Origin of the sequence: Mycolicibacterium parafortuitum (assembly GCF_002086815.1) — a bacterium.
GTDB lineage: Bacteria > Actinomycetota > Actinomycetes > Mycobacteriales > Mycobacteriaceae > Mycobacterium > Mycobacterium parafortuitum.
Map to the genome: position 1 here is coordinate 36,509 of NZ_MVID01000001.1, position 25,650 is coordinate 62,158.

20 protein-coding genes are annotated in these 25,650 nt (G+C 68.9%); 9 read left to right on the top strand and 11 right to left on the bottom strand.

Features of this window, described 5'->3' with window-relative positions:
- Positions 1 to 58 precede the first annotated feature (58 nt).
- Entirely contained in the window at positions 59 to 2,023 is a 1,965-nt protein-coding gene (locus tag BST38_RS00170) for a flavin-containing monooxygenase (RefSeq protein WP_181792113.1), read from the top strand.
- Entirely contained in the window at positions 2,020 to 2,802 is a 783-nt protein-coding gene (locus BST38_RS00175) for a glucose 1-dehydrogenase (protein WP_083141215.1), read from the top strand. The genes BST38_RS00170 and BST38_RS00175 overlap by 4 nt, the downstream gene beginning before the upstream one ends.
- Here the strand turns inward: BST38_RS00175 and BST38_RS00180 are convergent.
- Both BST38_RS00180 and BST38_RS00185 read right to left on the bottom strand, forming a co-directional pair.
- Positions 2,795 to 5,557: a helix-turn-helix transcriptional regulator gene (locus tag BST38_RS00180; RefSeq protein ID WP_237160621.1), complete on the bottom strand. Its 2,763-nt coding sequence runs from the start codon at positions 5,555 to 5,557 to the stop codon at positions 2,795 to 2,797. The two genes, BST38_RS00175 and BST38_RS00180, sit on opposite strands and share 8 nt — an antisense overlap.
- Before the next feature lie 79 nt (positions 5,558 to 5,636).
- Positions 5,637 to 6,611, bottom strand: a complete 975-nt coding sequence (locus tag BST38_RS00185; protein ID WP_083141216.1) for an NADPH:quinone oxidoreductase family protein — start codon at positions 6,609 to 6,611, stop codon at positions 5,637 to 5,639.
- A gap of 132 nt (positions 6,612 to 6,743) precedes the next feature.
- Here BST38_RS00185 and BST38_RS00190 point away from each other — a divergent pair, with 132 nt between their 5' ends.
- Positions 6,744 to 7,724 (top strand): alpha/beta fold hydrolase, encoded by a 981-nt coding sequence (locus tag BST38_RS00190; protein ID WP_083141217.1) that lies wholly within the window; start codon positions 6,744 to 6,746, stop codon positions 7,722 to 7,724.
- Here BST38_RS00190 and BST38_RS00195 read toward each other — a convergent pair.
- Entirely contained in the window at positions 7,700 to 9,043 is a 1,344-nt protein-coding gene (locus BST38_RS00195; RefSeq protein WP_083141218.1) for a flavin monoamine oxidase family protein, read from the bottom strand. The genes BST38_RS00190 and BST38_RS00195 overlap by 25 nt on opposite strands.
- A gap of 81 nt (positions 9,044 to 9,124) precedes the next feature.
- Here BST38_RS00195 and BST38_RS00200 point away from each other — a divergent pair, with 81 nt between their 5' ends.
- Both BST38_RS00200 and BST38_RS00205 read left to right on the top strand, forming a co-directional pair.
- A complete protein-coding gene (locus tag BST38_RS00200) occupies positions 9,125 to 10,102 on the top strand; it encodes a TIGR03617 family F420-dependent LLM class oxidoreductase (RefSeq protein ID WP_083141649.1) in 978 nt (325 codons plus the stop codon).
- Between the two features lie 39 nt (positions 10,103 to 10,141).
- Positions 10,142 to 11,671 carry a flavin-containing monooxygenase gene (locus tag BST38_RS00205; RefSeq protein ID WP_083141219.1) on the top strand — a complete coding sequence of 510 codons (1,530 nt, stop codon included), beginning with the start codon at positions 10,142 to 10,144 and terminating at the stop codon, positions 11,669 to 11,671.
- A 4-nt stretch (positions 11,672 to 11,675) separates the two neighbouring features.
- Here the strand turns inward: BST38_RS00205 and araA are convergent, their stop codons facing one another.
- The 8 genes from araA to BST38_RS00245 are packed head-to-tail and all read right to left on the bottom strand — an operon-like array spanning position 11,676 to position 21,229.
- Positions 11,676 to 13,187 (bottom strand): L-arabinose isomerase, encoded by a 1,512-nt coding sequence (araA, locus tag BST38_RS00210; protein WP_083141220.1) that lies wholly within the window; start codon positions 13,185 to 13,187, stop codon positions 11,676 to 11,678.
- Positions 13,184 to 13,897 (bottom strand): L-ribulose-5-phosphate 4-epimerase, encoded by a 714-nt coding sequence (locus tag BST38_RS00215; protein WP_083141221.1) that lies wholly within the window; start codon positions 13,895 to 13,897, stop codon positions 13,184 to 13,186. Before BST38_RS00215 ends, araA begins: the two co-directional genes overlap by 4 nt.
- A complete protein-coding gene (gene araB, locus BST38_RS00220; protein ID WP_083141222.1) occupies positions 13,894 to 15,561 on the bottom strand; it encodes a ribulokinase in 1,668 nt (555 codons plus the stop codon). Before araB ends, BST38_RS00215 begins: the two co-directional genes overlap by 4 nt.
- Positions 15,561 to 16,586, bottom strand: coding sequence for a LacI family DNA-binding transcriptional regulator (locus BST38_RS00225; RefSeq protein WP_207569346.1), 1,026 nt, complete (start codon positions 16,584 to 16,586; stop codon positions 15,561 to 15,563). Before BST38_RS00225 ends, araB begins: the two co-directional genes overlap by 1 nt.
- Positions 16,583 to 17,605, bottom strand: coding sequence for an ABC transporter permease subunit (locus BST38_RS00230; protein ID WP_083141223.1), 1,023 nt, complete (start codon positions 17,603 to 17,605; stop codon positions 16,583 to 16,585). The genes BST38_RS00225 and BST38_RS00230 overlap by 4 nt, the downstream gene beginning before the upstream one ends.
- Entirely contained in the window at positions 17,602 to 18,696 is a 1,095-nt protein-coding gene (locus BST38_RS00235; RefSeq protein WP_083141224.1) for an ABC transporter permease, read from the bottom strand. Before BST38_RS00235 ends, BST38_RS00230 begins: the two co-directional genes overlap by 4 nt.
- Positions 18,693 to 20,243, bottom strand: coding sequence for a sugar ABC transporter ATP-binding protein (locus tag BST38_RS00240; protein WP_083141225.1), 1,551 nt, complete (start codon positions 20,241 to 20,243; stop codon positions 18,693 to 18,695). The genes BST38_RS00235 and BST38_RS00240 overlap by 4 nt, the downstream gene beginning before the upstream one ends.
- A complete protein-coding gene (locus tag BST38_RS00245; RefSeq protein ID WP_083141226.1) occupies positions 20,243 to 21,229 on the bottom strand; it encodes an ABC transporter substrate-binding protein in 987 nt (328 codons plus the stop codon). Before BST38_RS00245 ends, BST38_RS00240 begins: the two co-directional genes overlap by 1 nt.
- A gap of 284 nt (positions 21,230 to 21,513) precedes the next feature.
- Between BST38_RS00245 and chvE the strand changes: the two genes are divergently transcribed.
- Genes chvE through BST38_RS00265 form a run of 4 tightly spaced genes read left to right on the top strand, consistent with a single transcriptional unit; the run spans position 21,514 to position 25,617 of the window.
- On the top strand, positions 21,514 to 22,617 hold the full coding sequence (gene chvE, locus BST38_RS00250) for a multiple monosaccharide ABC transporter substrate-binding protein (protein ID WP_083141227.1): 1,104 nt from the start codon (positions 21,514 to 21,516) through the stop codon (positions 22,615 to 22,617).
- Positions 22,617 to 24,158, top strand: a complete 1,542-nt coding sequence (gene mmsA / locus BST38_RS00255; protein WP_083141228.1) for a multiple monosaccharide ABC transporter ATP-binding protein — start codon at positions 22,617 to 22,619, stop codon at positions 24,156 to 24,158. Before chvE ends, mmsA begins: the two co-directional genes overlap by 1 nt.
- Positions 24,155 to 25,387, top strand: a complete 1,233-nt coding sequence (gene mmsB / locus BST38_RS00260; protein ID WP_083141229.1) for a multiple monosaccharide ABC transporter permease — start codon at positions 24,155 to 24,157, stop codon at positions 25,385 to 25,387. The genes mmsA and mmsB overlap by 4 nt, the downstream gene beginning before the upstream one ends.
- Positions 25,387 to 25,617, top strand: a complete 231-nt coding sequence (locus BST38_RS00265) for a hypothetical protein (RefSeq protein WP_083141230.1) — start codon at positions 25,387 to 25,389, stop codon at positions 25,615 to 25,617. Before mmsB ends, BST38_RS00265 begins: the two co-directional genes overlap by 1 nt.
- Positions 25,618 to 25,650: the final 33 nt, after the last annotated feature.

Here is a 25,650-nt window from a genome sequence, read left to right on the forward strand (position 1 = left end):
GGCGTATGGTCGGCCTGTGCCTCACCTGACCGGCGCGGATGTACGCAGTCCTGAGCTGATGCGGTTGACCGGACTTCCCTTCGACGACGGCGACGAGGTGCTGCGCGCGGCGATCGACGACGCCAGCGTGCCCGCGTTGCTGATGTCGATGGTGCACATGACCGGGGATCTGAGCATCCTCGACGAGCTGCCGCGGCCGTACCTGCTGATCGCGATGGATCTGCAGGGCGCGATGAGCGAACCCGACAAACAGACGGTGCGCGACAGGGCATTCGAGGTCGCCCGGGACTATCGCGACCGCGGCTGCCCGCCGCCGTTCGTGCCCGACGAACACCAGCTGCGGGTGATGCTGGACGTGATCTCCGCCGGCCAGGTCAGCGAAGATCTGGTCGACTACATCGCCGCGGACCTGCGCATCACCGGCGCCGACCAGGACGGGCCCGCGCTGTCCTCGACCCGCGAGCAACGCGCCGCGTTCCCGGTCGTCGTGATCGGCTGCGGCGAGGCCGGGATCCTGGCCGGGATCAAGCTCAAACAGGCCGGTGTGCCGTTCACCATCGTCGAACGCCAGTCCGGGGCCGGTGGTACCTGGCTGGCCAACCGCTATCCGGGCTGCCGCGTCGACATCGCCAGCCAGTACTACACGTATTCCTTTGAACCGACCGACCATTGGGAACACCACTACGCCACCCAGCCGGAGATCCTGACCTACCTGAACGAGGTGATGGCGCGGCACGGCATCGCCGAGCACACCCGCTTCGACACCGAGGTGCTCGGCGCCGACTGGGACGACGCGGCCTGTCTGTGGCGGGTGCGGGTGCGGCCCGCCGGCGGCGCCGGCGACGGACCCGTCGAGGAACTCAGCGCCCGCGGCCTGATCTGCGCGGTCGGCCAGTTCAGCACCCCGGTGATCCCGGACGTGCCCGGCGTCAACGACTTTCGCGGTCCGATGTGTCACACCGCGGACTGGGACGACACACTCGAGCTGGCGGGCAAGCGGGTCGCGGTGATCGGTGCCGGCGCCAGCGGATTCCAGCTCGTCCCGGCGATCGCCGGCACCGCCGCGCACGTCGACGTCTATCAGCGCACCCCGCAGTGGATGGCGCCCAACATCCACTATCACGAACGGGTCGGCGACGGCGCCCGCTGGGCGACCCGGCATCTGCCGTACTACGGACGGTGGCTGCGCTTCGTGTCGTGGTGGCCGATCGCCGACGCGCTCGACGAGCAGATCACCATCGATCCGGAATGGGACGCCGGCGGGTTGTCGGTCAGCGCGGGCAACCAGGGCATCCGCGACATGTTCACCGCGTGGATGCGCGCGTTCACCGACGACGAGGACCTGCTCGCCAAGGTCACGCCGAACTACCCGCCGATGGGCAAACGCACCCTGCAGGACGACGGCACCTGGCTGACCACGCTGCAGCGTGACGACGTCGAACTGGTCACCGGCGGTATCGCCGCGATCACCGCCGACGGTGTCACCGGGGCCGACGGTGTGCACCGCCGCGCCGATGTGCTGGTGTGGGCCACCGGTTTCGACGTCAATCACCAACTCGGGCCGATCGACATCCGCGGCGTCGGCGGTGCCGGCCTGAACGAGACCTGGGGGGACGCCGCGTACGCGTACCTCGGGGTGACGGTGTCCGACTTCCCGAACTTCTACTGCATGTTCGGTCCGGGCACCAATGCCGTCAACGGCGCCAGCCTGATCTACAACTCCGAATGCCAGATGCGCTACATCCTGGGCTGCATCGACATGGTGCTCGCCTCCGGTGCCGGGGCCGCCGCGCCGCGGGCCGCGGTGTGCCGGGACTACGACCGGCGCAGCCAGGCCCGGCTGCAGACGATGGTGTACGCCCACCCGTCGGTCAGCAGCTACTACAAGAACTCGGCGGGCGAACTGCCCACGCTGTTCGCGTGGCGTATCGCGGACTACTGGAAATGGACGCGCCGGCCCGATCCGGCCGACTACGACTTCACAGGGGCCTCCAGCGGGCCACGGCTGCAGGAGGATTCATGACGGGACGGCTGGCCGGCAAGGTCGCGCTGGTCAGCGGTGGCGCCAGGGGGATGGGTGCCTCGCACGCCAAAGCCATGGTCGCCCACGGCGCGATGGTGGTGTGCGGTGACATCCTCGACGACGAGGGGCGGGCGGTGGCCGCCGAACTCGGCGACGCCGCGCGCTACGTACACCTCGACGTCACCCGCCCCGAGGACTGGCAGCACGCGGTGAGCACCGCCGTCGCCGAGTTCGGCGGTGTCGACATCCTGGTCAACAACGCGGGCATCCTGAACATCGGCACCGTCGAGGACTACGAGCTCTCCGAGTGGCACCGCATCCTCGACATCAACCTGACCGGGGTGTTCCTCGGCATCCGGGCCGTCACACCGACGATGAAGGCGGCCGGGCGCGGGTCGATCGTCAACATCTCGTCGATCGAGGGCATGGCGGGCACCGTCGGATGCCACGGCTACACCGCGACGAAGTTCGCCGTCCGGGGGCTGACCAAATCCACCGCGCTGGAGCTGGGCCCGTTCGGGATCCGGGTCAACTCGGTGCATCCCGGCCTGGTGAAGACCCCGATGGCCGACTGGGTCCCCGAGGACATCTTCCAGTCCGCACTGGGCCGGATCGCCCAACCGCACGAGGTCAGCAACCTGGTGGTGTACCTGGCCAGTGACGAGTCGAGCTACTCGACCGGCGCCGAGTTCGTCGTCGACGGCGGAACGCTCGCGGGGTTGGCGCACAAGGACTTCTCGGCCGTCGACGTCGGCCGGCAGCCGGACTGGATCACCTAGGGTCGCCCGGCCGGTCCATCCGCCTGCCCAGTTCGGCGCGCGAGCCGATGCCGAGCTTGCGGTAGATCCTGGTCAGGTTGTGCTCGACGGTCTTGGCGCTGATGAACATCGCCGCGGCGATGTCCTTGTTGGTCGCACCCGAGGCCGCCATCTCCGCGACGCGCTGCTCGGACGGGGTGAGCCCGCTGAGGCTGCCGGTCGGGGTGATGACCGCGCGCGACAGTTCGGTGCGGGCGCGCTGCGCCCACAGCGGCGCGCCGAGTCGCTCGAACGTGTCCAATGCCTCGGTCAAAGTCGTTGCCGCCGTGTTCTTCTGACGCAACCGGCGTTGCAGCTGGCCCAGCAGCAACTGAGTTCTGGCCCGCTCGAACGGCATCGGGAGACGATCGTGTTCGGTCATCGCCCGATCCGCGGCTGCCTTGGCCGACGCGACGTCGCCGTGCGCGGCCAGCAGCATCGCCCGGCAGCGCGCACCGACGGCCCTCATCCAGCGCCGGTCGTGTTCGGCACCGTTGCGTTCGAGGGCGCCGGTCAACATCTCGGCGTCGTCGAGACGTCCGACCCCGACCATCGCCTCGATCACGTCGGGCAGATGCCAGCCGTGGATCAGCTCGGTCGGAGGCGCCTGACCGGACTCCAGAAACGACGTATCCAGGGCGTCAAGGGCTTCGCGGTGGTTGCCCAGCGACTCCTCGAGGAAGCACAGGGTCATCCCCGGCCAGTCCGCGATATGGGAGGCCTGCCGGTTCTTGATCGCGCCGAGCACCCAGCGGGCATCGGCCCGCGCGTCGTCGATGCGGCCCGCGTACGCGGCGATCGCGCCGCGCACCGTCATCGGCAGGATCAGGACGTCGTCGCCACCGAGTTGTTCGGCGCGCTCCACGGTGTCGGCGGCCTCGGCCTCGGCCTCGGCGATCTGGCCCCGCCACAGATGGTTGATCGCGAGAAAGCCGGCGACGGCCATCATGTCGCTCTCCGCGCCGCGTTCGACGCACACCGTGCGCATCGCGGTGAGCTCGCGGTGCGCCTGCTCCAGCCGGCCGGTCCACGACAGCGCAAGCGCGTGCACGAACGGTGCGCGGAAGATGATCGGCACGTCGAACGTGCTGTCGTAGAGCTTCATCGCCCGTGCCAGCGCGTTCTCGTCGATCCCGCGCCCGCACTGGAAATGGATGTTCACCGACCAGGCCAGCGCGGCGCTGACGACGCCGGGCACACCGAACTCCTCGGACAGCTTCACCGCGTCCCTGGCGTGCCTGCGCGCGTCGTCGAGCTCGCCACTGTTGTTCAGGGCGAACGACAGCCGCAGCAGCACCTGGATCTGCACGGGGACATTGCCCGCCGCGTCGTCGAGTGCGCCGCGCAAGAGTTCCACCGCGCGAATGTGCTCGTTGTCGTACATCAGCACGGTCGCGAGCAGGATCGCGGCCATCGCGCGCAGGATCGCCGGTTCGATCGCGTCGACGTCGCCGAGCGCCGCCGCGGCCTTCGCGGTGTCCCCGGCCAGGAAATGGTTCTCGGCGGTCTTCATCCGCCGCCACGGGTCGTTGCCGCCGAGGGCGATCGCCAGATCCAGCAGTTCGGCGGCGGCCGCCGGAGCGCCACGGGCCCGCGCGGAGTCCGCGGCCCGGTCCAGTGCGGTGAAGATCTCGTCGTCGCCGCCGGCCGCCGCCAGCGCCAGGTGGCGCGCCCGCAGCTCGGGCTGGGTTTCCAGCGCCGCCATGGTGCGGTGCATCGCGCGCCGGGCGGTCGGCGCCGCGTCGGTGTAGACGCCGCCGGCCAACAGGGGATGGGTGAACCGGACGTGGTTGCCGTCGATGGTGAGAATGCCCGCGGTGTCGAGGCGTTCGAGCCGCGCCACGAGGGTTTCGGTGCCCACCCCGTGGGCGGCGGCCAGCAGTTCCACCGACGGGTCGGCCACGCACGCCATGCTCAGCAGCAGGGCGAGGTCCTGATCGTCGAGCGAGCCGATCCGGCGGTGCACCACCTCGGCGAGGGTGGCCGGCAGTGGCGAACCGGTGCCCGCGCCGCCTTCGATGTGGGCGCGAGCCAGCTCGAGTGCGAAAAACGGGTTACCGCCGGAGATCTCGGAGATGCGTAACACAGTGGGCCGGGGCAGCTTGCGCCCCAGCCGGTCCGCGATCAGCGTATGCAGCCGGCCCGAGCCCATCGGTGCGACGCTGACCCGCTCGAGGCCGTCCGGCCGGGTCGGCTTCAACCACTGCGCCGCGGTTCCCGCGCCGGGGACGCACCGTTCGGTCGCGAGCACCCCGAACCGGCCCCGGAGCCTGCGCACGGCGAACTCGATCGCGGTGCGACTCGACGTGTCGAGCCACTGGGCGTCGTCGACCGCCAGCAGCACCGGCGCCGCCTCCTCGACCGCCTGCAGCACCGCCACGAACCCGGCGGCCACCACACGCTGATCGGTGGGCGGGCCGTCGTCGCCGGCGCGCAACAACACCCGGTCCAGTGCCAGGCGCTGCAGCGCGGGCAGGTTCTCGAAATGTTCGTCGTCGACGTCGCCGAGCAGGTCGGCCAGCGCGGCGAACGCCATCACCGATTCGGCCTGCCCGACGCGTGCCGTCAGCACCTGGAACCCGCCGCCGCGCGCGCGCTGGAGCTGGGACAGCCACAACGTGGTCTTGCCGATGCCGGCTTCACCCTCGATGACGAGCACGGTGGGTTGCGCCGCCGCCGCGGTCAGGAAACCGGCAACCCGCGCATCGGCGGTCGGATCCCGGCTGGCCCTCGGCACGCGCTACATCATCGCAGCGGGCAAACTTTCCTGCAGTACTTCCAGCGTTCCCGGTCCGAAAAACGGCGGTGTTTCTCGTTCATCGGATCGCGACGACCACCTTGCCCCGCGCCGACCTGTCCTCCAGCGAGGCGATCGCCTCGGCGGCACGTTCCAGCGGGTAGACGACCGGTTCGGGGGCCGCGACCGTGCCCGCGGCCAGCAGCGGCTCCAGTTCGGCCCACTGCTGCTGCAGATAGCCGGGGTGGGTCATCGTCCAGGCTCCCCAGCCGACGCCGACGGCGTCGACGTTGTTCAACAGCAACCGGTTGACCTTCACCGTCGGGATGTCGCCACCGGTGAAGCCGACGACGAGCAACCGTCCACCGGGTGCCAGCGACCGCAGCGAATCGGTGAAGCGGTCACCGCCGACCGGGTCGACGACGATGTCCACGCCGCGTCCGCCGGTGAGCTCCTTGACCGCGTCCTTGAAACCGTCGGCGAGCACCACGTCGGTTGCCCCCGCCGCGCGGGCCACGTCGGCCTTGTCCTCGGTGCTGACCACCGCGATCGTCCGACCGGCACCGAAGGCGGGCGCCAGCCGCAACGTGGAGGTTCCGATGCCGCCCGCGGCGCCGTGCACCAGCACCGTCTCGCCCTGTGCGAGCCGGCCCCGTTCGCGCAACGCGAACTGCACCGTGAGGTCGTTGAACAGGATCCCCGCGCCTGCCTCGAACGACACCGAGTCGGGTAGCGGGAAGACCCGCTCCGGTTGCAGCGCAACCACTTCGGCCATCGCGCCGCACAGCATCGTCAGCCCCGCCACCCGGTCGCCGGGCCGCACGTGCGCACCGTCGGGGGCCGAGCGCACCACCCCGGCGACCTCGGCGCTCGGGGTGTAGGGCATCTCGGGCTTGTACTGATAGAGCCCGCGGGACTGCAGCGCATCGGGGAACGCGACACCCGCGGCGTGGACCTCGACGAGCACCGAGTTCTCGTCCGCCGCGGGTTCGTCGATCTCGACGAGCTTCGCCGCCCGGGGACCGTCGAGCTCGGCTATCTGGATCGCACGCATATGTCGCCTCGCTAAGTCGATGGAGTAGTCGCCCACCCATTTAACCCACCGCCGGATACGGGGTCCGGCCGCGGTGGGCGGCGAGTACAGTCACGTACCCGGCGACGTTGCCGACACCGAGGAGCGCTCACGATGGCACGAGGCACCTACACCAGAACTCGCGGTACTGGATTTGCCCCGGCGCGTGCCCTGCCCCCGGGACGGGTGGTCGACGTCCGATCCCGCGACGGTGTGCGGCTGCACGCCGAGGTGTTCGGGCCCGAGGACGGCTACCCGGTCGTGCTGGCGCATGGCATCACCTGCGCGGTCAGGGTGTGGGCCCACCAGATCGCCGACCTGTCACGCGACTACCGGGTGATCGCCTACGACCACCGCGGCCACGGCCGCAGCGCGGTACCGCCGCTGCGCGGCGGATACAGCCTCGACTATCTGGCCGCCGACCTCGACGCGGTGCTGGACGCGACGCTGGCACCGGGGGAGCGGGCGGTCATCGCCGGCCACTCGATGGGCGGTATCGCGATCTCGTCGTGGTCGGAGCGCCTGCCGGATCGGGTGACGCAGCGCGCCGCGGCGGTCGCGCTGATCAACACCACCACCGGGGACCTGCTGCGCAACGTGAACCTGCTGCCCGTGCCCGCCAGGCTGGCCGACGCCCGGGTACGCGCCGCGGGCGGGGTGATCCGGCGGTTCGGCGGGGCACCGCTGGTGCGCGCCGCGGACGCGCCGAGCCGGCGGTTCGTGAAACTGATCGCGGTCGGCCGCGACGCCGATCCGGAGATCACCGACTTCGTGTTCGAGCTGTTCAACGCGACGCCGCCGGCGGGGCGCGGCGGTTGGGCGCGGGTGCTCGTCGACAACATGGGGCCGCGCCACATCGCCTTGGACAACCTGACCGTGCCGGCGCTGGTGATCGGCAGCACCCACGACCGGCTGCTGCCGATGACCTCGGCGCGGCGGATCGCGTCGACGGCGCCCAACCTGGCGCGCTTCGTCGAACTCGCCGGCGGGCACTGCGCGATCCTGGAGCGGCCCGACGAGGTCAACCAGCAGCTGCGCTGGCTCATCGAGACGACCCGCTCGAACGGGGACTATGCCCGCCGGGAGAGCTCCTGATGGACCTGCTCGGCCGCGCGCAGACCTGAGCGCACCGCGCCGTCGAGGAAGCCGGTCCAGCGGTCGGCGGTCTCGGTGCCTGCCCAGAAGATGCCGTCCACCGGTGCGCGCAGCCACCGGCCGTGCGCCGTCCACGCCCCGGGTGGCACCGCGGCCGTCGGGCCGCCCGGGGCGAATGTCTCGGCGCCCCAACGGTGGTCGACGTAGTCCAGCGGGCGGGCCGCGGCCGGGCCGAACAGTGCGGTGAACCCGTTCAGCGCGACCTCGCGGCGCCGCGCGGCGGGCAGCGGGTCGAACGTGCGCGCATCGGTGAACCCGAGCAGCACCCCGGGGCCGCCGTCACCCGGGCTGCAATCGAACGTGATGAACACCGGCCCCTCGTCCGAGAGCGCCTCACCGGAATAGCCGTCGGCGCGCCAGAACGGGGTCTCGTAGGCGGCGTAGGCCTTGCTCAGGTGACCCTGCGGCCAATGTCGGTTCAGCTCACCGTATTCCGCCGGCAGCGGAGGATCGAACTCGATCGCCTCGCGGTGTTCGGGCGGCACCGCCACGATCACCGCGGCGGCGGTGTGGGTCGCTCCGGCGGTGGACACGGTCAGCGTCCGGTCCGGCGGCCTGCTGATGTGCCGCACCGGGCTACCCAGGACCACCTGATCGCCGAGCTCGGCCGCCATCCGTACGGCGATCTCCTGGGTCCCGGCCAGGAAGCGGTCCTGCTGTGCGCCGCCCTGGACGTCGAGCATGCGGTTCAGCCCGCCCGCGGCGTTGACGTAGCGCACCGCGTGCAGCATCGAGACCGCGTCCGGTTCGGCGCCCCAGGTCACCCGCGCCATGATCGCCATCAGATCGCGGGTGGACGCGCCGGCGTGCACCGAGCGCAGCCACCCGTCGAGTGAGATCGCGTCGAGGTCGTCGGCGATCGGCGAGGTCCACGGCTGGTCTACCGGTACGCGCCGGCTCAGCCGGTCGAACCGCCACTGGATCCGGGACACGTCGAGCAGCTCGATGATCGACAGCCGCGGGATGGTGCTGCGATAGGACCGCACCCGCCCGCGCCACCGGATCAGGTTCTTGCCGCGCCCGTAGGTCGGTGTCGAGTCGACGCCGAGCTCGGCGGCCAGTGCCAGCACCGCGTCCTGGGTCGGCCCGACGAACGTCGCACCGAAGTCGACCGGCACCCCGGCCACCGTGCCGGTGTACGACCGTCCCCCGACCCGGTCGCGGCCCTCGATGACGAGGACGTCGTGCCCGAGCCTGGTCAACTCTCGTGCCGCCGACAGCCCGGCGAAACCCGCTCCCACGACAACGACGTCGGCCATGTTGCGATTCTGGCGCGAAAACGTGCGGATAGCGACGATTATCGTGCGGCAATCGCATTAGGCTCACCCCTCGTGCAGGTGATGACAGCGCTGTTCGGTCCCGTGGACGCCGTCGATCGGGCGCGCGCGCTGCGCGACGCCGGTGCCGATGGCGTGTTCACCTTCGAAGGTCCCCACGACGTGTTCACCCCGTTGACGCTGGCGGCCACCGTCGGCGGGCTGGACCTGATGACCAACGTCGCGATCGCGTTTCCGCGCAACCCGATTCACCTCGCGCACCAGGCCGTGGACCACCAGCTGCTGTCCGGCGGGCGGTTCACCCTCGGGTTGGGCACCCAGATCCGCACCCAGATCGAGAAACGGTTCGGCGCCGACTTCGACCAGCCGGTGGCCCGGATGCGCGAGCTGGTCGGCGCGCTGCGGGCGATCTTCCAGACGTGGAGCACCGGCGAGCGGCTGAGTTTCCAGGGCGACTTCTACCGGCACACGTTGATGACGCCGACGTTCCGCCCGCGCGCCCCGTTCGACCCGATCCCGATCTACGTCGGCGCGCTGGGCCCGAAGCTGACGCGGATGACCGCGGAGGTCGCCGACGGGCTGCTGGTGATGCCGTTCGGGTCGAAACGGTTCCTCGACGAGGTCACGATGCCGAACGTCGCCGCCGGGCTGGCCGCCGCGGGGCGCACCCGTGACCAGCTGGCCATCGTGCCGGAGATCATCGTGTCGGTCGCCGACGAGGACCCCGGCCACCTGTCGGCGCGTCGGTTGCTGGCGTTCTACGGGTCCACACCGGCCTACCGGCCGGTGCTGGAGGTGCACGGCTGGGGTGATCTGCAGCCGGAGCTCAACGCACTGTCCAAGCAGGGCCGCTGGGAGGAGATGGGCCGGCTCATCGACGACGACGTGCTGCACACCATCGCGGCCTGCGGCACCCCCGCCGACATCGCCAAACACATCCGGGACCGGGTCGAGGGCGTTTCGGACCGGGTCTGCCTGTACCAGCCGGGGCCGATCGCGGTGAATTCGCTCGCCGAGATCGTCGACGCGCTGAGGGCCTGAGTCTAGGGTGGTACGTACGCGGACCAAAGGAGGTTGCGGGTGGAGCAGCCCTATCCGGAGACGTCGTTCTCCGACGTACTGATCATCGGCGCGGGGATCTCGGGGATCGGGGCCGCCTACCGCATCCAGGAGCGCAACCCGCAGCTGAAATACACGCTGCTGGAGCGCCGCTCGCGCATCGGCGGGACGTGGGACCTGCACCGCTACCCCGGAATCCGTTCCGACAGCGACATCTTCACCTTGTCGTTTCCGTGGGAACCGTGGGACCGCCCGGAGAACGTCGCCGACGGCGAGGACATCCGCACCTATCTGACCGAGACCGCGCGCAAGCACGGGATCGACCGGCACATCGTGTTCGACACCCGCGTGGTGTCCGCGGACTGGGATTCGGGCACCGACACCTGGACGGTGAGGACCGAACAGAACGGCACACCGCGCACCTACCGGGCCCGGTTCCTGTTCTTCGGCACCGGCTACTACGACTACGACCACCCGTACCGTCCCGAATTCCCCGGCCTGGACACCTTCGACGGCCCGGTGGTGCACCCTCAGCACTGGCCCGAGGACCTCGACTGCACCGGCAAACGAGTCGTGGTCATCGGGAGCGGCGCCACCGCGATCAGCATGATCCCGGCATTGGCGCGCGACGCCGGGCACGTCACGATGCTGCAGCGGTCACCGACCTACCTGCTGTCGGGGCAGCGCATCAACCCGGTGGTGAACCTGCTGCGCCGGGTGCCGCCGCGCAAGCTCGGCTACCGGCTGGCGTGGCTGTACAACGTGTTGTTCATCGTCACCGCCTACGCGGTGGCGCGCAAAGCGCCGCGGTTGAGCCGGAAGCTCATCCGCGCGGTCGCCAAGGGCTACTTGCCCAAGGGCTATCCGGTGGACACCCATTTCAAGCCGCGCTACGACCCGTGGGATCAGCGGCTGTGCCTGATCCTGTCCGGTGATTTCTACGAGGCGATCGCCCAGGGCCGCGCCGACGTGGTGACCGACGAGATCGACCACGTCGACGCGCGCGGCGTGGTGCTGAAGTCGGGCAACAGGATCGACGCCGACGTGCTGGTCACCGCGACCGGACTGCAATTGCAGGCCCTCGGCGGCATCGTGATCAGTGTCGACGGCCAAGAGGTCCGCCCGGCCGACCGGTTCGTGTACAAGGAGCACCTGCTCGAGGACGTGCCGAATCTGGCCTGGTGCGTCGGATACATCAACGCGTCGTGGACGCTGCGGGCCGACCTGACCGCCCGGGCGGTCGCGAAGTTGTTGGCGTACATGGATTCTCACGGATACACCCATGCCTACCCGCATCTGGGTGGGGCGCCGATGGAAGAGAAGCCGGCGTGGAACATCAACGCCGGGTACGTGCACCGTTCCCCGCATGTGCTGCCGAAGTCCGGTACGCACCGGCCGTGGAACGTCCGCCACAACTACGTCCTCGACGCGATCGACGCGCGTCTGGACCGCATCGACGAGTCCATGGTGTTCGGGCGGGTCGCGCCGCGGCCCCAGGTCGCCACCGAGGCCGCGGGCGCCCCGCTGCTGGAACGCAACGTCGGGAGCTGAGCCTCTACAGGCCCGCGGCGATGTGGTGGTAGACGTCGTTCCACCGCAACGCGTTCCGGAACTGGCGCACCGTGGTGTCCTCGTCGATGACGAGCAGCTCGGTGCCCGTCATCTCCGCGAAGTCGTCGATCGTGTCGACGCCGACCGCGGTGGTCATCACCGTGTGATGGGGCGCGCCTGCCATCAGCCACGCCTCGGTGGAGGTGGCCCACGACGGCATCGGCTCCCATACCGCGCAGGCCACCGGAAGGTTCGGCAGCGGGGCGGTCGGCTCGACGACGCGTACCTCGTTGGCCACCAACCGGAACCGCGCACCCATGTCGCTGATGCCGAGGATCACCGCGTCGGCCGGGGCGGCGGTGAACCGCAGGCGCACCGGGTCGTCGCGGTCCCCGATCGCCAGCGGATGGACCTCCAGCGTCGGCGTCTCGGCCGCGATGCTGGGGCACACCTCCAGCATGTGCGCGCCGAGGATCCGTTCCCGCCCGGGCGTCAGATCGTAGGTGTAGTCCTCCATGAACGACGTGCCGCCCGGCAGTCCGTCGGCCATCACCTTGACCGCGCGCAACATCACCGCCGTCTTCCAGTCGCCCTCGGCGCCGAACCCGTAACCGTCGGCCATCAGCCGCTGGACGGCCAGCCCCGGCAACTGGCGCAGCCGGCCCAGATCCTCGAAGTTCGTGGTGAAGGCGTGAAAGCCACCGTCCTGCAGGAACTTACGCAGTCCGAGCTCGATCTGGGCGCCGTGCCGCAGCGATATGTGCCGGGTCGCGCCGGGGTGCAGTTCTGGCGCGACGGCATAGGTGTTCAGGTATTCCTGGATCAGTTTGTCGACGTCGGCGGGTTGGACCCGCTCGACGGCGTCCACCAGGTCGTTGACCCCGTAGGTGTTCACCGCGGCGCCGAAGTGTGCCTCGGCCTCCACCTTGTCGCCCTCGGTGACCGCGACCCCGCGCATGTTGTCGCCGAACCGGGCCACCTTCAACGTCGACAGTTCGGCGCGCCCGAGCGCGGCACGCACCCAGGACCCGATGCGCCTGCGGGTTTCGGGCTCACCGGTGTGCCCGGCGACCGTTTTGCGCGGTGTCGACAGCCGAGACTGGATGTAGCCGAATTCGCGGTCGCCGTGCGCGGCCTGGTTGAGGTTCATGTAGTCCATGTCGATGCTGTGCCACGGCAGCTCCACGTCGAACTGGGTGTGCAGGTGCAGCAACGGTTTCCGCAGGTTCTTCAGGCCGCGGATCCACATCTTCGCCGGCGAGAACGTGTGCATCCATGCGATCACACCGACGCATTCGTCGCTGGTGTTCGCATCGCTGAGGACCCGGGCCACCGCGTCGGCGTCGGTCACCACCGGCAGGCAGCGCACCTCCACCGGGATCTCGCCGCTGCGATCGAGACGTTCGGCGATCTGGCGGGAATGTTCGGTGACCTGATCGAGGATGTCCTGTCCGTACAGCGACTGGCTGCCGGTGATCAGCCACACCTGGCTGGTGACGAGGCGGGACGCGATCATCGGTGAATCTCCTCGGAGGTCTCGGCGTGCGGGCCGGACTGGCCGTACACGTTCTGGTAGCGCTCGAACAGGGCGGCCACGTCGGCCGCGTCCAACTGAGGGGGGACGCCGAGTTGGCGGGCGATGTGGACGGTGCGCGCGACGTCCTCCACCATCACCGCCGCCTTGACGGCGTCGCGGGCTGTGCGCCCGATGGTGAACGGACCGTGGTTGCGCATCAGGACCGCGGGGGATCGGCTCTCCCGCAGCACCTCGACGATGCCGCGGCCGATGGAGTCGTCGCCGATGAGCGCGAACGGCCCGACGGGGATGTCCCCGCCGAACTCGTCGGCGATCATGGTCAGCACGCACGGTATCGGTTCACCGCGAGCGGCCCAGGCCGTCGCATAGGTCGAGTGGGTGTGCACCACACCGCCGACCTCGGGCATGTGGCGGTACACGTAGGCGTGCGCGGCGGTGTCCGACGACGGGTTGAGCTCACCGTCGACGAGGTTGCCGTGCAGGTCGCACACCACCATGTCGTCGGCGGTCATCGTCGCGTAGTCGGCCCCGGACGGTTTGATCACCATCAGATCGCGTCCGGGGACCCGCGCCGACACGTTGCCCGCGGTCCAGATCACCAGCTCGTACTGGGTCAGGTGGGCGTGCAGCTCACAGACCTGCGCGCGCAGATCGGTGATCGCGCGGTTGAGGTCGGAGGTGATCGTCATGCGGGAACTCCCAGTCGCTGACCGGCCGCGATGTGGCGCAGCCGGTGCATCATGTCCTCGGTCCGCCCGAACCAGTCGTGGGCGGTGACGTACTCGCGGTAGAGCTGGTCGTACACCTCGACGTGCTCCGGAATCGGACGGTACGCGTTGCGCTTTCGGCCACCCATCTGTTTGGCGGCGGCCTCGACGTCGGTGAACACACCCGCGGCCGCGGCGGCGTGGATGGCCGCGCCCAGTGCGGGTGCCTGCGTCGACGGCACCACCGACAGCGGCAGCCCCACGGCGTCGGCGTAGATCTGCATCAGCAGCGGGTTCTTCAGCAGGCCACCCGCGACGACGATCTCGTCGACCGGGACCCCGCTGTCGACGAACGTCTGCACGATCATCCGGGTGCCGAACGCGGTCGCCTCCAGCAGTGCCCGGTACATGTCCACACATGTGGTGTGCAGGGTCTGGCCGATCATCACCCCGGACAGCTCGTGATCGACGAGCACCGAACGGTTTCCGCTGTGCCAGTCCAGTGCGATCAGGCCGTGCTGGCCGACCCGCTGGCCGGTCGCCAGCTCGGACAGATACTCGTGCAGGGTCTGACCGCGGCGGCGGGCCTCGACGTGGTAGCGCTCCGGGACGCAGTTGTCGACGAACCAGCCGAAGATGTCCCCGACGCCGGACTGGCCCGCCTCGTATCCCCAGCTACCGTCCGAGATCCCGCCGTCGACGACCCCGCACATTCCCGGGACTTCGCGCAGCACATCGGAATTCATCACATGACACGTCGAGGTGCCCATGATCGCGACGAGCTGTCCCGGCGCGAGCGCGTCGGCGGCCGCCACGGTCACGTGGGCGTCGACGTTGCCGACGGCGACGGGGATGCCCTGCGGTAGTCCGGTCCAGGTTGCGGCCTGGTCGGTCAGCACTCCGGCGGGGTCGCCGAGCCGGCCGATCGGGTGGTCGAGCTTGTCGGTGACGAATCCCTCGAATCCCGGTCGCACGGCGGCGAGGAACTCGCGCGACGGGTAGCGGCCGTCCTGCAGGATGCCCTTGTAACCCGCGCTGCACGCGTTCCTGACGTAGGTTCCGCAGAGCTGCCAGACGATCCAGTCGGCCGCCTCCACGAACTTGTCGATCGCCCGGTACACCTCGGGGTCCTCGTCGAGGATCTCCAGCGCCTTGGCGAACTCCCACTCACTGGAGATCAATCCGCCGTATCGGGGCAGCCACGTTTCGCCGCGCTGGGCCGCAACCGCGTTGATGTGGTCGGCCTGCCGCTGCGGGGAATGGTGCCGCCACAGCTTCGCGTACGCGTGGGGCCGGTCGGCGAACTCGGCCAGTTCGCACAGCGGGGTGCCGTCGGCCCGCACCGGAACCATCGTGCAGGAGGTGAAATCCGTACCGATGCCGACGATGTCGGCGGGGTCGACGCCGGAGGCGGCGACGGCGGCGGGAACGGCGTGGCGCAGCGCGGCGACGTAGTCGGCGGGCACCTGCAGCGCCCACTGTGCGGGCAGCCCGATGTCCGTTCCGGGCAGTGTGTCGGTGACGACGCGGTGTTCGTAGGCATGCTCGGCGGCGGCCATCTCGTGCCCGTCGGACACCCGCACCACCAGCGCGCGGGCCGACAGTGTCCCGAAATCGACTCCTACGGTGTACTTCTCGTTGCTCATCAACGCTCCTCGCGCCTTGCGGTGCTGTCTCGGACGATCAATTCCGGTGCGATCAAAGGGATGTCGGTGGCGGATCCGTCGAGCGCGGCCGCGACCAGCTCGATGGCCTGCCTGCCGACGGCGTGGAAGTCCTGGCGGACCGTGGTGAGCGCCGGGATCAGGTAGCGGGCCTCGGGGATGTCGTCGAACCCGACCACGCTGATGTCGCGCGGAACCGACAGTCCGGCCTCGGCGACCGCGTGCAGGAAGCCGATGGCCATCTGGTCGTTGGCGACGAACACCGCGGTGGTGGTGCCGCGACGCACGATCTCGCGCCCGATGTCGTAGCCGCGGGCCGGGGTCCAGTCACCCTGCCACGGATCGCGCGGGCTGAGGCCCGCGGCGCGCATCGCCTCTTCGTAACCCGCCTGGCGGCCTTTGGCTTCGGTCCACGTGGTGGGGCCGGCGATGTGGTCGATCGCGTGGTGCCCGAGGTCGATCAGATGCGTGGTGGCCTGGCGCGCCCCCGCGATCTGGTCCACCCCCACACTGAGGCCACTGCCCGACAGGTCCCCTTCGACGACGATCATCGGCACACCCGTCTCCGCGGCGTGCGCGACCGCGAGGGCGTCCTCCTGGGCGGCGATCATCACGATCGCCTCGACGGACTGGCGGGTCAGGTGCTCCAGCGCGTCGCGCAGCGCGTCCGGGGTGACGTCGGGCAGCGGCACCATGCTGGTGAAGTAGCCCGCGGCGCGCGCGGCTTCCTGCACCGAGCGCTGCACACTGGAGGGTCCGAACAGCGCGCTGCTGGTGCCGATGATCCCGATGATCCCGGACCGGCGGGTCACCAGCGCCCGCGCGGCGGTGTTGGGCCGGTAGCCGAGTTCCTCGATCGCCTGCTGCACACGCGCCTTGGTGGCGGGCCGGATGCTGGGGGAGCCGTTGATCACCCGCGACACCGTCTGGTGGCTGACCCCGGCCAGTCGCGCGACATCGGCCATCACCGGTTTGGCTGTGCTGGTGGGTGTTACGCGGCTGTTCATCGGGGCTTCCTCACCACTAGTCGCTGGACGAGAACGAAGACCAGTAACAGGACACCGGTCATGATGCGGGTCCAGTACGAGTCGAGGTTTTCGGCGGTGACGAACGTCTGGATGGTGCCGAGCACCAGGACGCCGATCACCGAACCGAATACGAAACCTGTTCCTCCGGACAGTAGTACGCCCCCGATCACCGCGGCCGCGATGGCGTCGAGCTCCATGCCGATGCCGTTGAGGCTGTAGCCCGACAGCTTCTGTACCGCCAGCAGCAGACCGGCCAGAGCCGCGCAGAAGCCGCTGACCGCGTACACCGAGACCCGGGCGCGGGCGGCGGCCAGGCCCATCAGCTGGGTCGACTGCCGGTTGCCGCCGACCGCGTACACGGTTCGGCCGTACCGGGTCTGGTGCAGGGTGAACGCCGCGATCACGACGACGGCGACCGCGATCACCACCGTCCACCGGATGAACTTGTCCTCGTAGAGGTACACGTAGTTCAGCCCGATCCGGCGCAGCACCGGATCCTTGATCGGCAACGTGTCGACGCTGATCACGTAACACAGTCCGCGGGCCAGGAACATCCCGGCCAGGGTCACGATGAAGGGCTGTACGTCGAAGTACTCGATCACCAGGCCCATCAGCCATCCCAGCAGGGGACCGACCACCAGCACGGTGCCGACCGCAAGCGGCATCGGCCAGCCCTGCTGCAGCGCGGTCGCGACGATGACCGTCGACAGCGCCACCGTCGACCCGACGGACAGATCGATTCCGCCGCTGAGGATCACGAAGGTCATCCCGACGGCCAGCACGATCAGATAGGCGTTGTCGACGAACAGGTTCAGGAACACCTGGGTGGGACTGGCGAAGTCGTAGCGCACCACGATCGCGCCGAACATCAGCGCGAGCAGCCCCAGTGACGCGAGTGGGGACAGGTAGCGGCCGCGGAACCGGGCCAGCACCTCGCCGGTGAGTGACTGCCACCGGTCGTCGCGCGGGGCGTCGAGCGCCGGCGTCGTCGCGCTCACAGCCGGCTCATCTCGGCGGCCTCGGCGGAGCCCACCTCGGCGTCGGGGACCTGCGGTGCCGCGGCGGCGGCAACGGGTTTCGGCGCATGCCGGCGGGGGCGGAAGGCTCCCCGCGCCAGCGCGCGGAACTTCGGGGCCTGCAGCAGACATACCACGATCACGACGAGCGCCTTGAACACCAGCGTGGTCTCGGGTGTGATGCCCGCGGTGTAGACGGTGGTCGTCAGCGTCTGGATGATCAGCGCGCCCAGGATGGTGCCGGTCAGGCTGAACCGCCCGCCGAGCAGCGATGTGCCGCCGATCACCACGGCCAGGATCGCGTCCATCTCGATCCACAGGCCGGCGTTGTTGGCGTCGGCGGCTGAGATGTTGGAGGCGATCATCAGGCCGGCGACGCCGGCGCACACCGCGCTGAACACGTAGACGGCGAGCACGATCGACCGGTGCCGGACCCCGGCCAGCCGGCTCGCCTCGGGGTTGACGCCCACCGACTCCAGCAGCATGCCGAGCGCGGTGCGGCGCACCACGAGCCCGACGACGACGAACATGGCCAGGCTCACCAGGATCGCCACCGGGAGCCCGAACAGGTATCCGGCGCCGAGTTCGCGGAACGCGGGGCTGCCGACGGTGACGATCTGCCCGTCGGTGATGAACAACGCCACGCCGCGGCCCGCGGTCATCAGGACCAGTGTCGCGATGATCGGTTGCACCCCGAACACCGACACCAGCACGCCGTTCCACAGGCCGAGGCCGACGGCGACCCCGAGCGCGATACCCATCGCGGTGATCACCGTGCCCGCCGAGGTGGGGTCGGCGGATGCGGCGATGTGCGCACAGGCCAGCGCGCCGCTGACCGCGACCACGGCACCCACCGACAGGTCGATGCCCCGCGACGCGATCACCAGCGTCATCCCGAGCGCGACCAGCATCGTCGGGGCGCCGTTGCGCAGGATGTCGATCACGCTGCCGAACAGGTGGCCGTCCTGGACCCGGACGCTCAGAAACCCGGGGGTCAGCACCACGTTGACGGCCAGCAGCACGGCCAGCGACAGCACCGGCCACAGCAGTGGGGAGTTGACCAGCCGGTTCATCGGGCACCTCCGGCGATCAGCGCCGTGAGTTCGCTTACGGTGCAATCCGATCCGACCTGGGCGATGCAGTGCCCGTCGCGCAGCACCGCGATCCGGTCGCTGATGCGGGCCACCTCGTCGAGTTCGGCGGAGATGAAGACCACGCCCATCCCGTCGGCGGCTAGGTCGGTGATCAGTTTCTGGATCTGCGTCTTGGCGCCGACGTCGATGCCCCGGGTCGGCTCGTCGAGGATGAACAGCTGTGGCTCGGTGATCAGCCAGCGGGCCAGCAGCACCTTCTGCTGGTTGCCGCCGCTGAGGTTCTTCACCAGCGTGTCCGGGTTCGGCGGGCGGATGTCCAGCGCGCGGATGTAGCGGTCGACGAGATCGGCCTTGGCCTTGGCCGGCAGCGGCCGCGCGAATCCCCGTTTGGCCTGCAGGGCCAGCACCAGGTTGTCGCGCACCGTCAGGTCCCCGATGATGCCCTCGGCCTTGCGGTCCTCCGAGCTGAAGGCGAACCTGTTCGCGATCGCCGCGCGAGGTGACCGCATACCGGTGGGCTTGCCGTCGACCATGATCCGGCCGCTGGTGGCCCGGTCGGCGCCGAAGAGCAGGCGGGCGAGTTCCGTTCGCCCCGAACCCAACAACCCGGCCAGGCCGACGACCTCGCCGCGGCGGACGTCGATGTCGGTGGGGTGCACGCGGGGGAGGCGTCCGAGATCGCGCGCGCTGACCACGGTGTCGCGCTCCGCGCGGTGATCGGTGGCGGTCTCGGCGATCTCCTCCAGCAGGTCGAGCTCGTGGCCGAGCATCTCGGCGACCAGCCGGACCCTGTCGAGCTCGCAGGTGCGGTGCTCGGCGACGCGACGGCCGTTGCGCAGCACCGTGATCCGATCCGACACCGCATAGACCTGGTCGAGGAAGTGGGTCACGAACAGGATCGCGGTGCCGCCGTCGCGCAGCCGGCGCATGACCCGGAACAGCTCGGACACCTCGTCGGCGTCCAGGCTCGACGTCGGCTCGTCGAGGATCAGCACCTGCGCCGACACCGCCGTCGCACGCGCTATGGCGACCAGCTGCTGCAGGGCGATCGGATGGGAGCCGAGCATCGAGCGGGGATCGATGGACAGGTCGAGATCGCCGAGCAGCTCCGCGGCCCTGCGGTTCATCGCCCGGTAGTCGATCCGACCGAGCTTGCGGGGCTCGCGGCCGAGCAGGATGTTCTCCGCCACCGTCAGGTTCGTGCAGAGGTTGACCTCCTGGTACACGGTGCTGATGCCGGAATCCTGGGCGTGCCGAGGGCTGGTGAACCGCCGGGGCGCGCCCGCGACGGAGATCTCGCCCGCGTCGATGTCGTAGACCCCGGTGAGCGCTTTGATCAAGGTGGACTTGCCGGCACCGTTCTCGCCCATCAACGCGTGGATCTCACCGGGCAGCAGCCGGAAGTCCACCCCGTCCAGCGCGCGCACGCCGGGGAAATCGATGGTGACCCCGCGTATTTCGACCACCGGTGCCGCTGGGTCCGCGGCGGGGGTCTCGGAGACCGGCCCGGAGACAGGGGAGGTCATCAGTACTTGCGCTCGGGCAGGATCGCGGCGGCCTGCTGCTGATCGAACGTCTGGTCCTCGGTGACGACCCGTGCCGGCACCGATTCACCGGCGACGACCTTCTTCGCCAGGTCCATCAGCTCGGGGCCCAGCAGCGGATTGCATTCGACCAGATAGTTGAACTTGCCGTCGGCCAGCGCCTGCATCCCGTCGCGGGTGGCGTCGATCGCGACGATCTTGATGTCCTGTCCCGGTTTCTTGCCCGCCGCTTCGATGGCCTCCACAGCCCCGAGCGCCATATCGTCGTTCTGGGCGAACACCAGGTCGATCTTCGGGTGTGCCTTGAGGAACGCCTCCATCACCTGCTTACCTCCCGAGCGGGTGAAATCCCCGGTCTGCGAGGCGATCACGGTGAGCTTCGGATCGGTGGCGATGGCCTCGGCGAAGCCCGTGGTGCGCTCCAGCGCGGGGTCGGATCCCGTCGTGCCCTCCAGTTGCACGATGTTCACCGGCGCCGGGGCCGCGGCGAATTCCTTGACGGCCCATTCGCCTGCCCACTGACCCTCCCGGACGAAGTCGGCGCCGAGGAAGGTCTTGTAGACGTCGGGCTCCTCGGTGTCGACGGCGCGGTCGGTCAGGATCACCGGGATGCCCGCGTTCTTGGCTTCCAGCAGCACCGCATCCCACCCGGTGCGCACCACCGGGCTGAACGCGATCACGTCGACGCCCTGTTGCACGAAGGACCGGATCGCGGCGATCTGGTTCTCCTGCTCCCCGTTCGCGTCGGAGAACTTGAGGTCGACGTCGGCGGCCTTGGCTGCGTCCTGGATGGAGACGGTGTTCGCGGTGCGCCATCCGCTCTCCGCCCCGACCTGCGAGAAGCCCATGGTGATCGCACCGCCTGTCGAACCGCCCGCGGGTCCGGCGTCCTGGGCCGGCCCGCTCCCGCACGCGGCCAGCACGCCTGCCGACGCGACGCTCAGCAGCGTGGTGAGCATTCTCTTCATGACAACTCCTCGGTGTGGATGCTGTTTGGCCAGCTCAGGATGGATTCGCGAGGGAAGAGCGGTCCGCGTCGAACGTGACCGGCGTTACATTCTGACGGGATGCTAACGCTCACATCGAGCGGCCGTCAATACTTTTCGAAGGTCAATGTGAGCGCTAACATTCTCAGGTTCGAAGTCTTGACAAAGCGTGAGCCCCGTCACAAGATCAGCGTGTGAACGCTCACATCGTGGGCGCCGGACTGCCCCGGCCCCGGTGTTGAGCACGGCCAATCGAAGGACTTCCCATGCGTAAAAATGTTGTTCGCATGGTGGGCGCGCTCGCCGCGGTCACCATGTTCGCGAGTGTCGGTTGCGGTCGGTCCACGACGAGCGACGACAGCGCCGCCGCCGGTGGCGAACGGGCCGGCACCGTCGGCATAGCGATGCCGACGAAATCCTCGGAACGGTGGGTCGCCGACGGCAACAACATGGCCGAGCAGTTCCAGTCCCTCGGCTACGACACCGACCTGCAGTACGGCGACGACGTCGTGCAGAACCAGGTCTCGCAGATCGAGAACATGATCACCAAGGGGGTCAAGGTTCTGGTCGTCGCACCGATCGACGGATCGTCGCTGACCGACATCCTGCAGCGCGCCGCCGATGCCGACATCCCCGTCGTCAGCTACGACCGCCTGATCCGCGGATCCGAAAACGTGGACTACTACGCGACATTCGACAACTTCAAGGTCGGCGTGCAGCAGGCCACCTACATCGTCGACAAACTCGGTGTCGAACAGAACGCCGGCCCGTACAACATCGAACTGTTCGCCGGCTCGCCCGACGACAACAACGCCACCTTCTTCTTCGACGGCGCGATGAGCGTGCTGCAGCCCTACATCGACAGCGGCAAGCTGATCGTCCGCAGCGGGCAGACCTCCTTCGACCAGGTCGCCACCCTGCGCTGGGACGGCGGGCTGGCACAGTCCCGGATGGACAACCTGCTCAGCCGGGCCTACACCAGCGGGCGGGTCGACGCGGTGCTCTCGCCGTACGACGGAATGTCGCTGGGCATCATCTCCGCGCTCAAGAGTGCCGGTTACGGCACACCGGCCAACCCGCTGCCCATCGTCACCGGTCAGGACTCCGAGCTCGCCTCGGTCAAGTCCATCATCGCCGGCGAGCAGACCCAGACCGTGTTCAAGGACACCCGCGAACTGGCGAAATCGGCGGTGCAGATGGCAGATTCGCTGCTGACCGGCGGCGAGCCCGAGGTCAACGACACCACCACCTACGACAACGGTGTCAAGGTCGTGCCCGCGTACCTGCTCGAGCCGGTCAGTGTCGACAAGAGCAACTACCAGCAGGTGCTCATCGACTCCGGCTACTACACCTCCGCACAGCTGGCCTGATGACGTCCCGCACCGCGCCGTTGCTCGAGATGCGCGACATCACCAAGCGATTCGGGCCCGTCACGGCGCTCCACCAGGTCAACCTGACGGTGCAGCCCGGCGAGATCCATGCGATCTGCGGGGAGAACGGCGCGGGCAAGTCGACCCTGATGAAGGTCCTCAGCGGCATCTACCCGCACGGGACGTACTCCGGCGAGATCACCTTCGACGGGCGCCCCGGCGATTTCAAGGACATCAGGTCCAGTGAACGCCGCGGCATCGCGATCATCCACCAGGAGCTCGCGCTGGTGCCGGTGCTGTCCATCGCGGAGAACATTTTCCTGGGCAACGAGCATGCCTCCGCCGGGGTGATCAGCTGGCACGAGACCACCCGGCACGCCCAGCGGCTCCTGGAGCGCGTCGGATTGCGGGAAAGCCCCGGCACCCGGATCTCCGACATCGGGGTCGGCAAACAGCAGCTGGTCGAGATCGCGAAAGCGCTGTCGAAGAAGGTGAAACTGCTGATCCTCGACGAGCCGACCGCCGCGCTCAACGACGAGGACAGCCGCCACCTGCTCGACCTCATCGGGGAGCTCAGGGCGCAGGGGCTGACGTGCATCATCATCTCGCACAAGCTCAACGAGGTGATGCGGGTGGCCGACAACATCACCATCCTGCGCGACGGGCAGACCATCGAGACGCTCGCGGTCGACGACGCCGTCACCGAAGAACACATCATCCGCGGCATGGTCGGCAGGGACATGGTCGACCGATTCCCCGCCAGGCAACCGCATCCCATCGGAGATGTGACCTTCGAGATAGAGGGCTGGACCGTCTACCACCCGCTGGACCAGCACCGCAAGGTCGTCGACGATGTGTCGCTGCACGTGCGCCGTGGCGAAGTCGTGGGCCTGGCCGGGCTCATGGGCGCCGGACGCACCGAACTGGCGATGAGCGTGTTCGGCCGCAGCTACGGCAAGAAGGCGGGCGGCCGGGTCATCAAGGACGGCAAGGAGATCCAGACGCGAACGGTGGCCGAGGCGATCGCCCACAAGATCGCGTACGCCACCGAAGACCGCAAGCACTACGGACTGAACCTGATGGACGACATCGCCAGGAGCGTGACGCTGGCATCGCTACCGAAGGTCAGCAAGATGTCGGTGATCAACGAACACCTCGAATCGGTGGTCGGCGAACGCTTCCGCAAGGACATGCACATCAAGGCCCAGTCGGTGAAGGCGACCACCGGCAACCTGTCCGGTGGCAACCAGCAGAAGGTGGTGCTGAGCAAGTGGATCTTCGCCGATCCCGATGTGCTGATCCTCGACGAGCCCACCAGAGGCATCGACGTCGGTGCCAAGTACGAGATCTACACGATCATCAACTCGCTTGCCGCCCAGGGTAAAGCGGTGATCGTGATCTCCTCGGAGCTGCCCGAGCTGATCGGGTTGTGCGACCGCATCTACACGCTGAACGAGGGGCGGCTGACCGGTGAGGTCGCGCGTGAGAACGCCGCGCAGGAGACGTTGATGCGTTACATGATGAAGGGACGAACCGAATGACTGCCTCTCCCACGGTGGACGCGACGCCGGACGCGTCGCCGCCCTCGCCACCGGAAACCCCGACCGGCCGGCTGAAGGCGCTGGTACGCGGTAACTTCCGGCAGTACGGCATGGTGGTCGCGCTGGTGCTGATCGTCGTGCTGTTCCAGCTGCTCACCGACGGGATCCTGCTCAAACCCCTCAACGTCACCAACATCGTCCAGCAGAACGGCTACATCCTGATCCTGGCGATCGGCATGGTCATCGTGATCATCTCCGGTCACATCGACCTGTCGGTCGGATCCATCGCCGGGTTCATCGGGGCGATGTCCGCGGTGCTGATGATCTCCCATTCGATGCCGTGGCCGATCGCGGTGGCGCTGTGCCTCGCGCTGGGTGCGGCGATCGGTGCGTGGCAGGGCTTCTGGATCGCCTACGTCGGGATCCCGTCGTTCATCGTGACCCTGGCCGGCATGCTCGTGTTCCGCGGCGCCACCCAGTACCTGCTGGAGGGTCAGTCCATCGCGCCGTTCCCGCGCACCTTCAGTCAGGTCAGCAGCGGGTTCCTGCCCGAGATCGGCGACGGGGCGCTCTACCACTGGCCCACCATCATCCTCGGCGTGCTGGTCATGGTCGCCGCCGTCTGGCAGCAACTGCGGCAACGGCGAGCCCAGTCGCAGTACGGGTTCGACGTGCTGCCCACCGGCTGGTTCGTCGCCAAGTGCGCCGCGATCGTCGCGGCCCTGGCGGCGTTCACGCTGCTGCTGGCCAGCTACCGCGGCGTCCCCGTCGTCGGCATCATCCTGGCGGTCGCGTTCGTGGTGTACGCGTTCGTGATGCGCTCCACCGTGATCGGCAGGCAGGTCTACGCGGTCGGTGGAAACGGTGCGGCGGCGCGGCTTTCCGGGGTGAAGACCAAGCGGGTCACGTTCCTGGTGTTCGTCAACATGGGTCTGTTGTCCGCGCTGGCCGGCCTGCTGTTCGCCGCGCGGCTCAACTCCGCGACACCGCAGGCCGGTATCGGAATGGAGCTCGAAGCCATCGCCGCGGCATTCATCGGCGGGGCCTCGGCCAACGGCGGGGTCGGCACCGTGTTCGGCGCGATCATCGGCGGATTCGTGCTCGGCGTGCTGAACAACGGCATGTCGTTGATCGGCATCGGCAGCGACGTCCAGCAGCTGATCAAGGGGCTGGTGCTGCTGGCGGCGGTCGGCTTCGACGTCTACAACAAGAAGAAGGGCGGCTCCTGATGCCCGACGGCGAGATCGCGGACCGGTTCGCGCACGACATCGTCGCGTTCATGCGCAGTTGGGCCCCGTACGGCGGACCGCCGGACGACGAGGTGCTGCCGGAGTTCGGGATGACCCGGGACCAGTTGATCCAGCGCTACCGCCAGATCATCGACGCCGAGATCGCCCAGCGCGAATACGAGCGGCGCCACCCGTGGCTGGCATTGCGCCGCAACGCATCCGCCCAGTGATACCGACGACGACCCCCACCCGGTGGCAGCTCG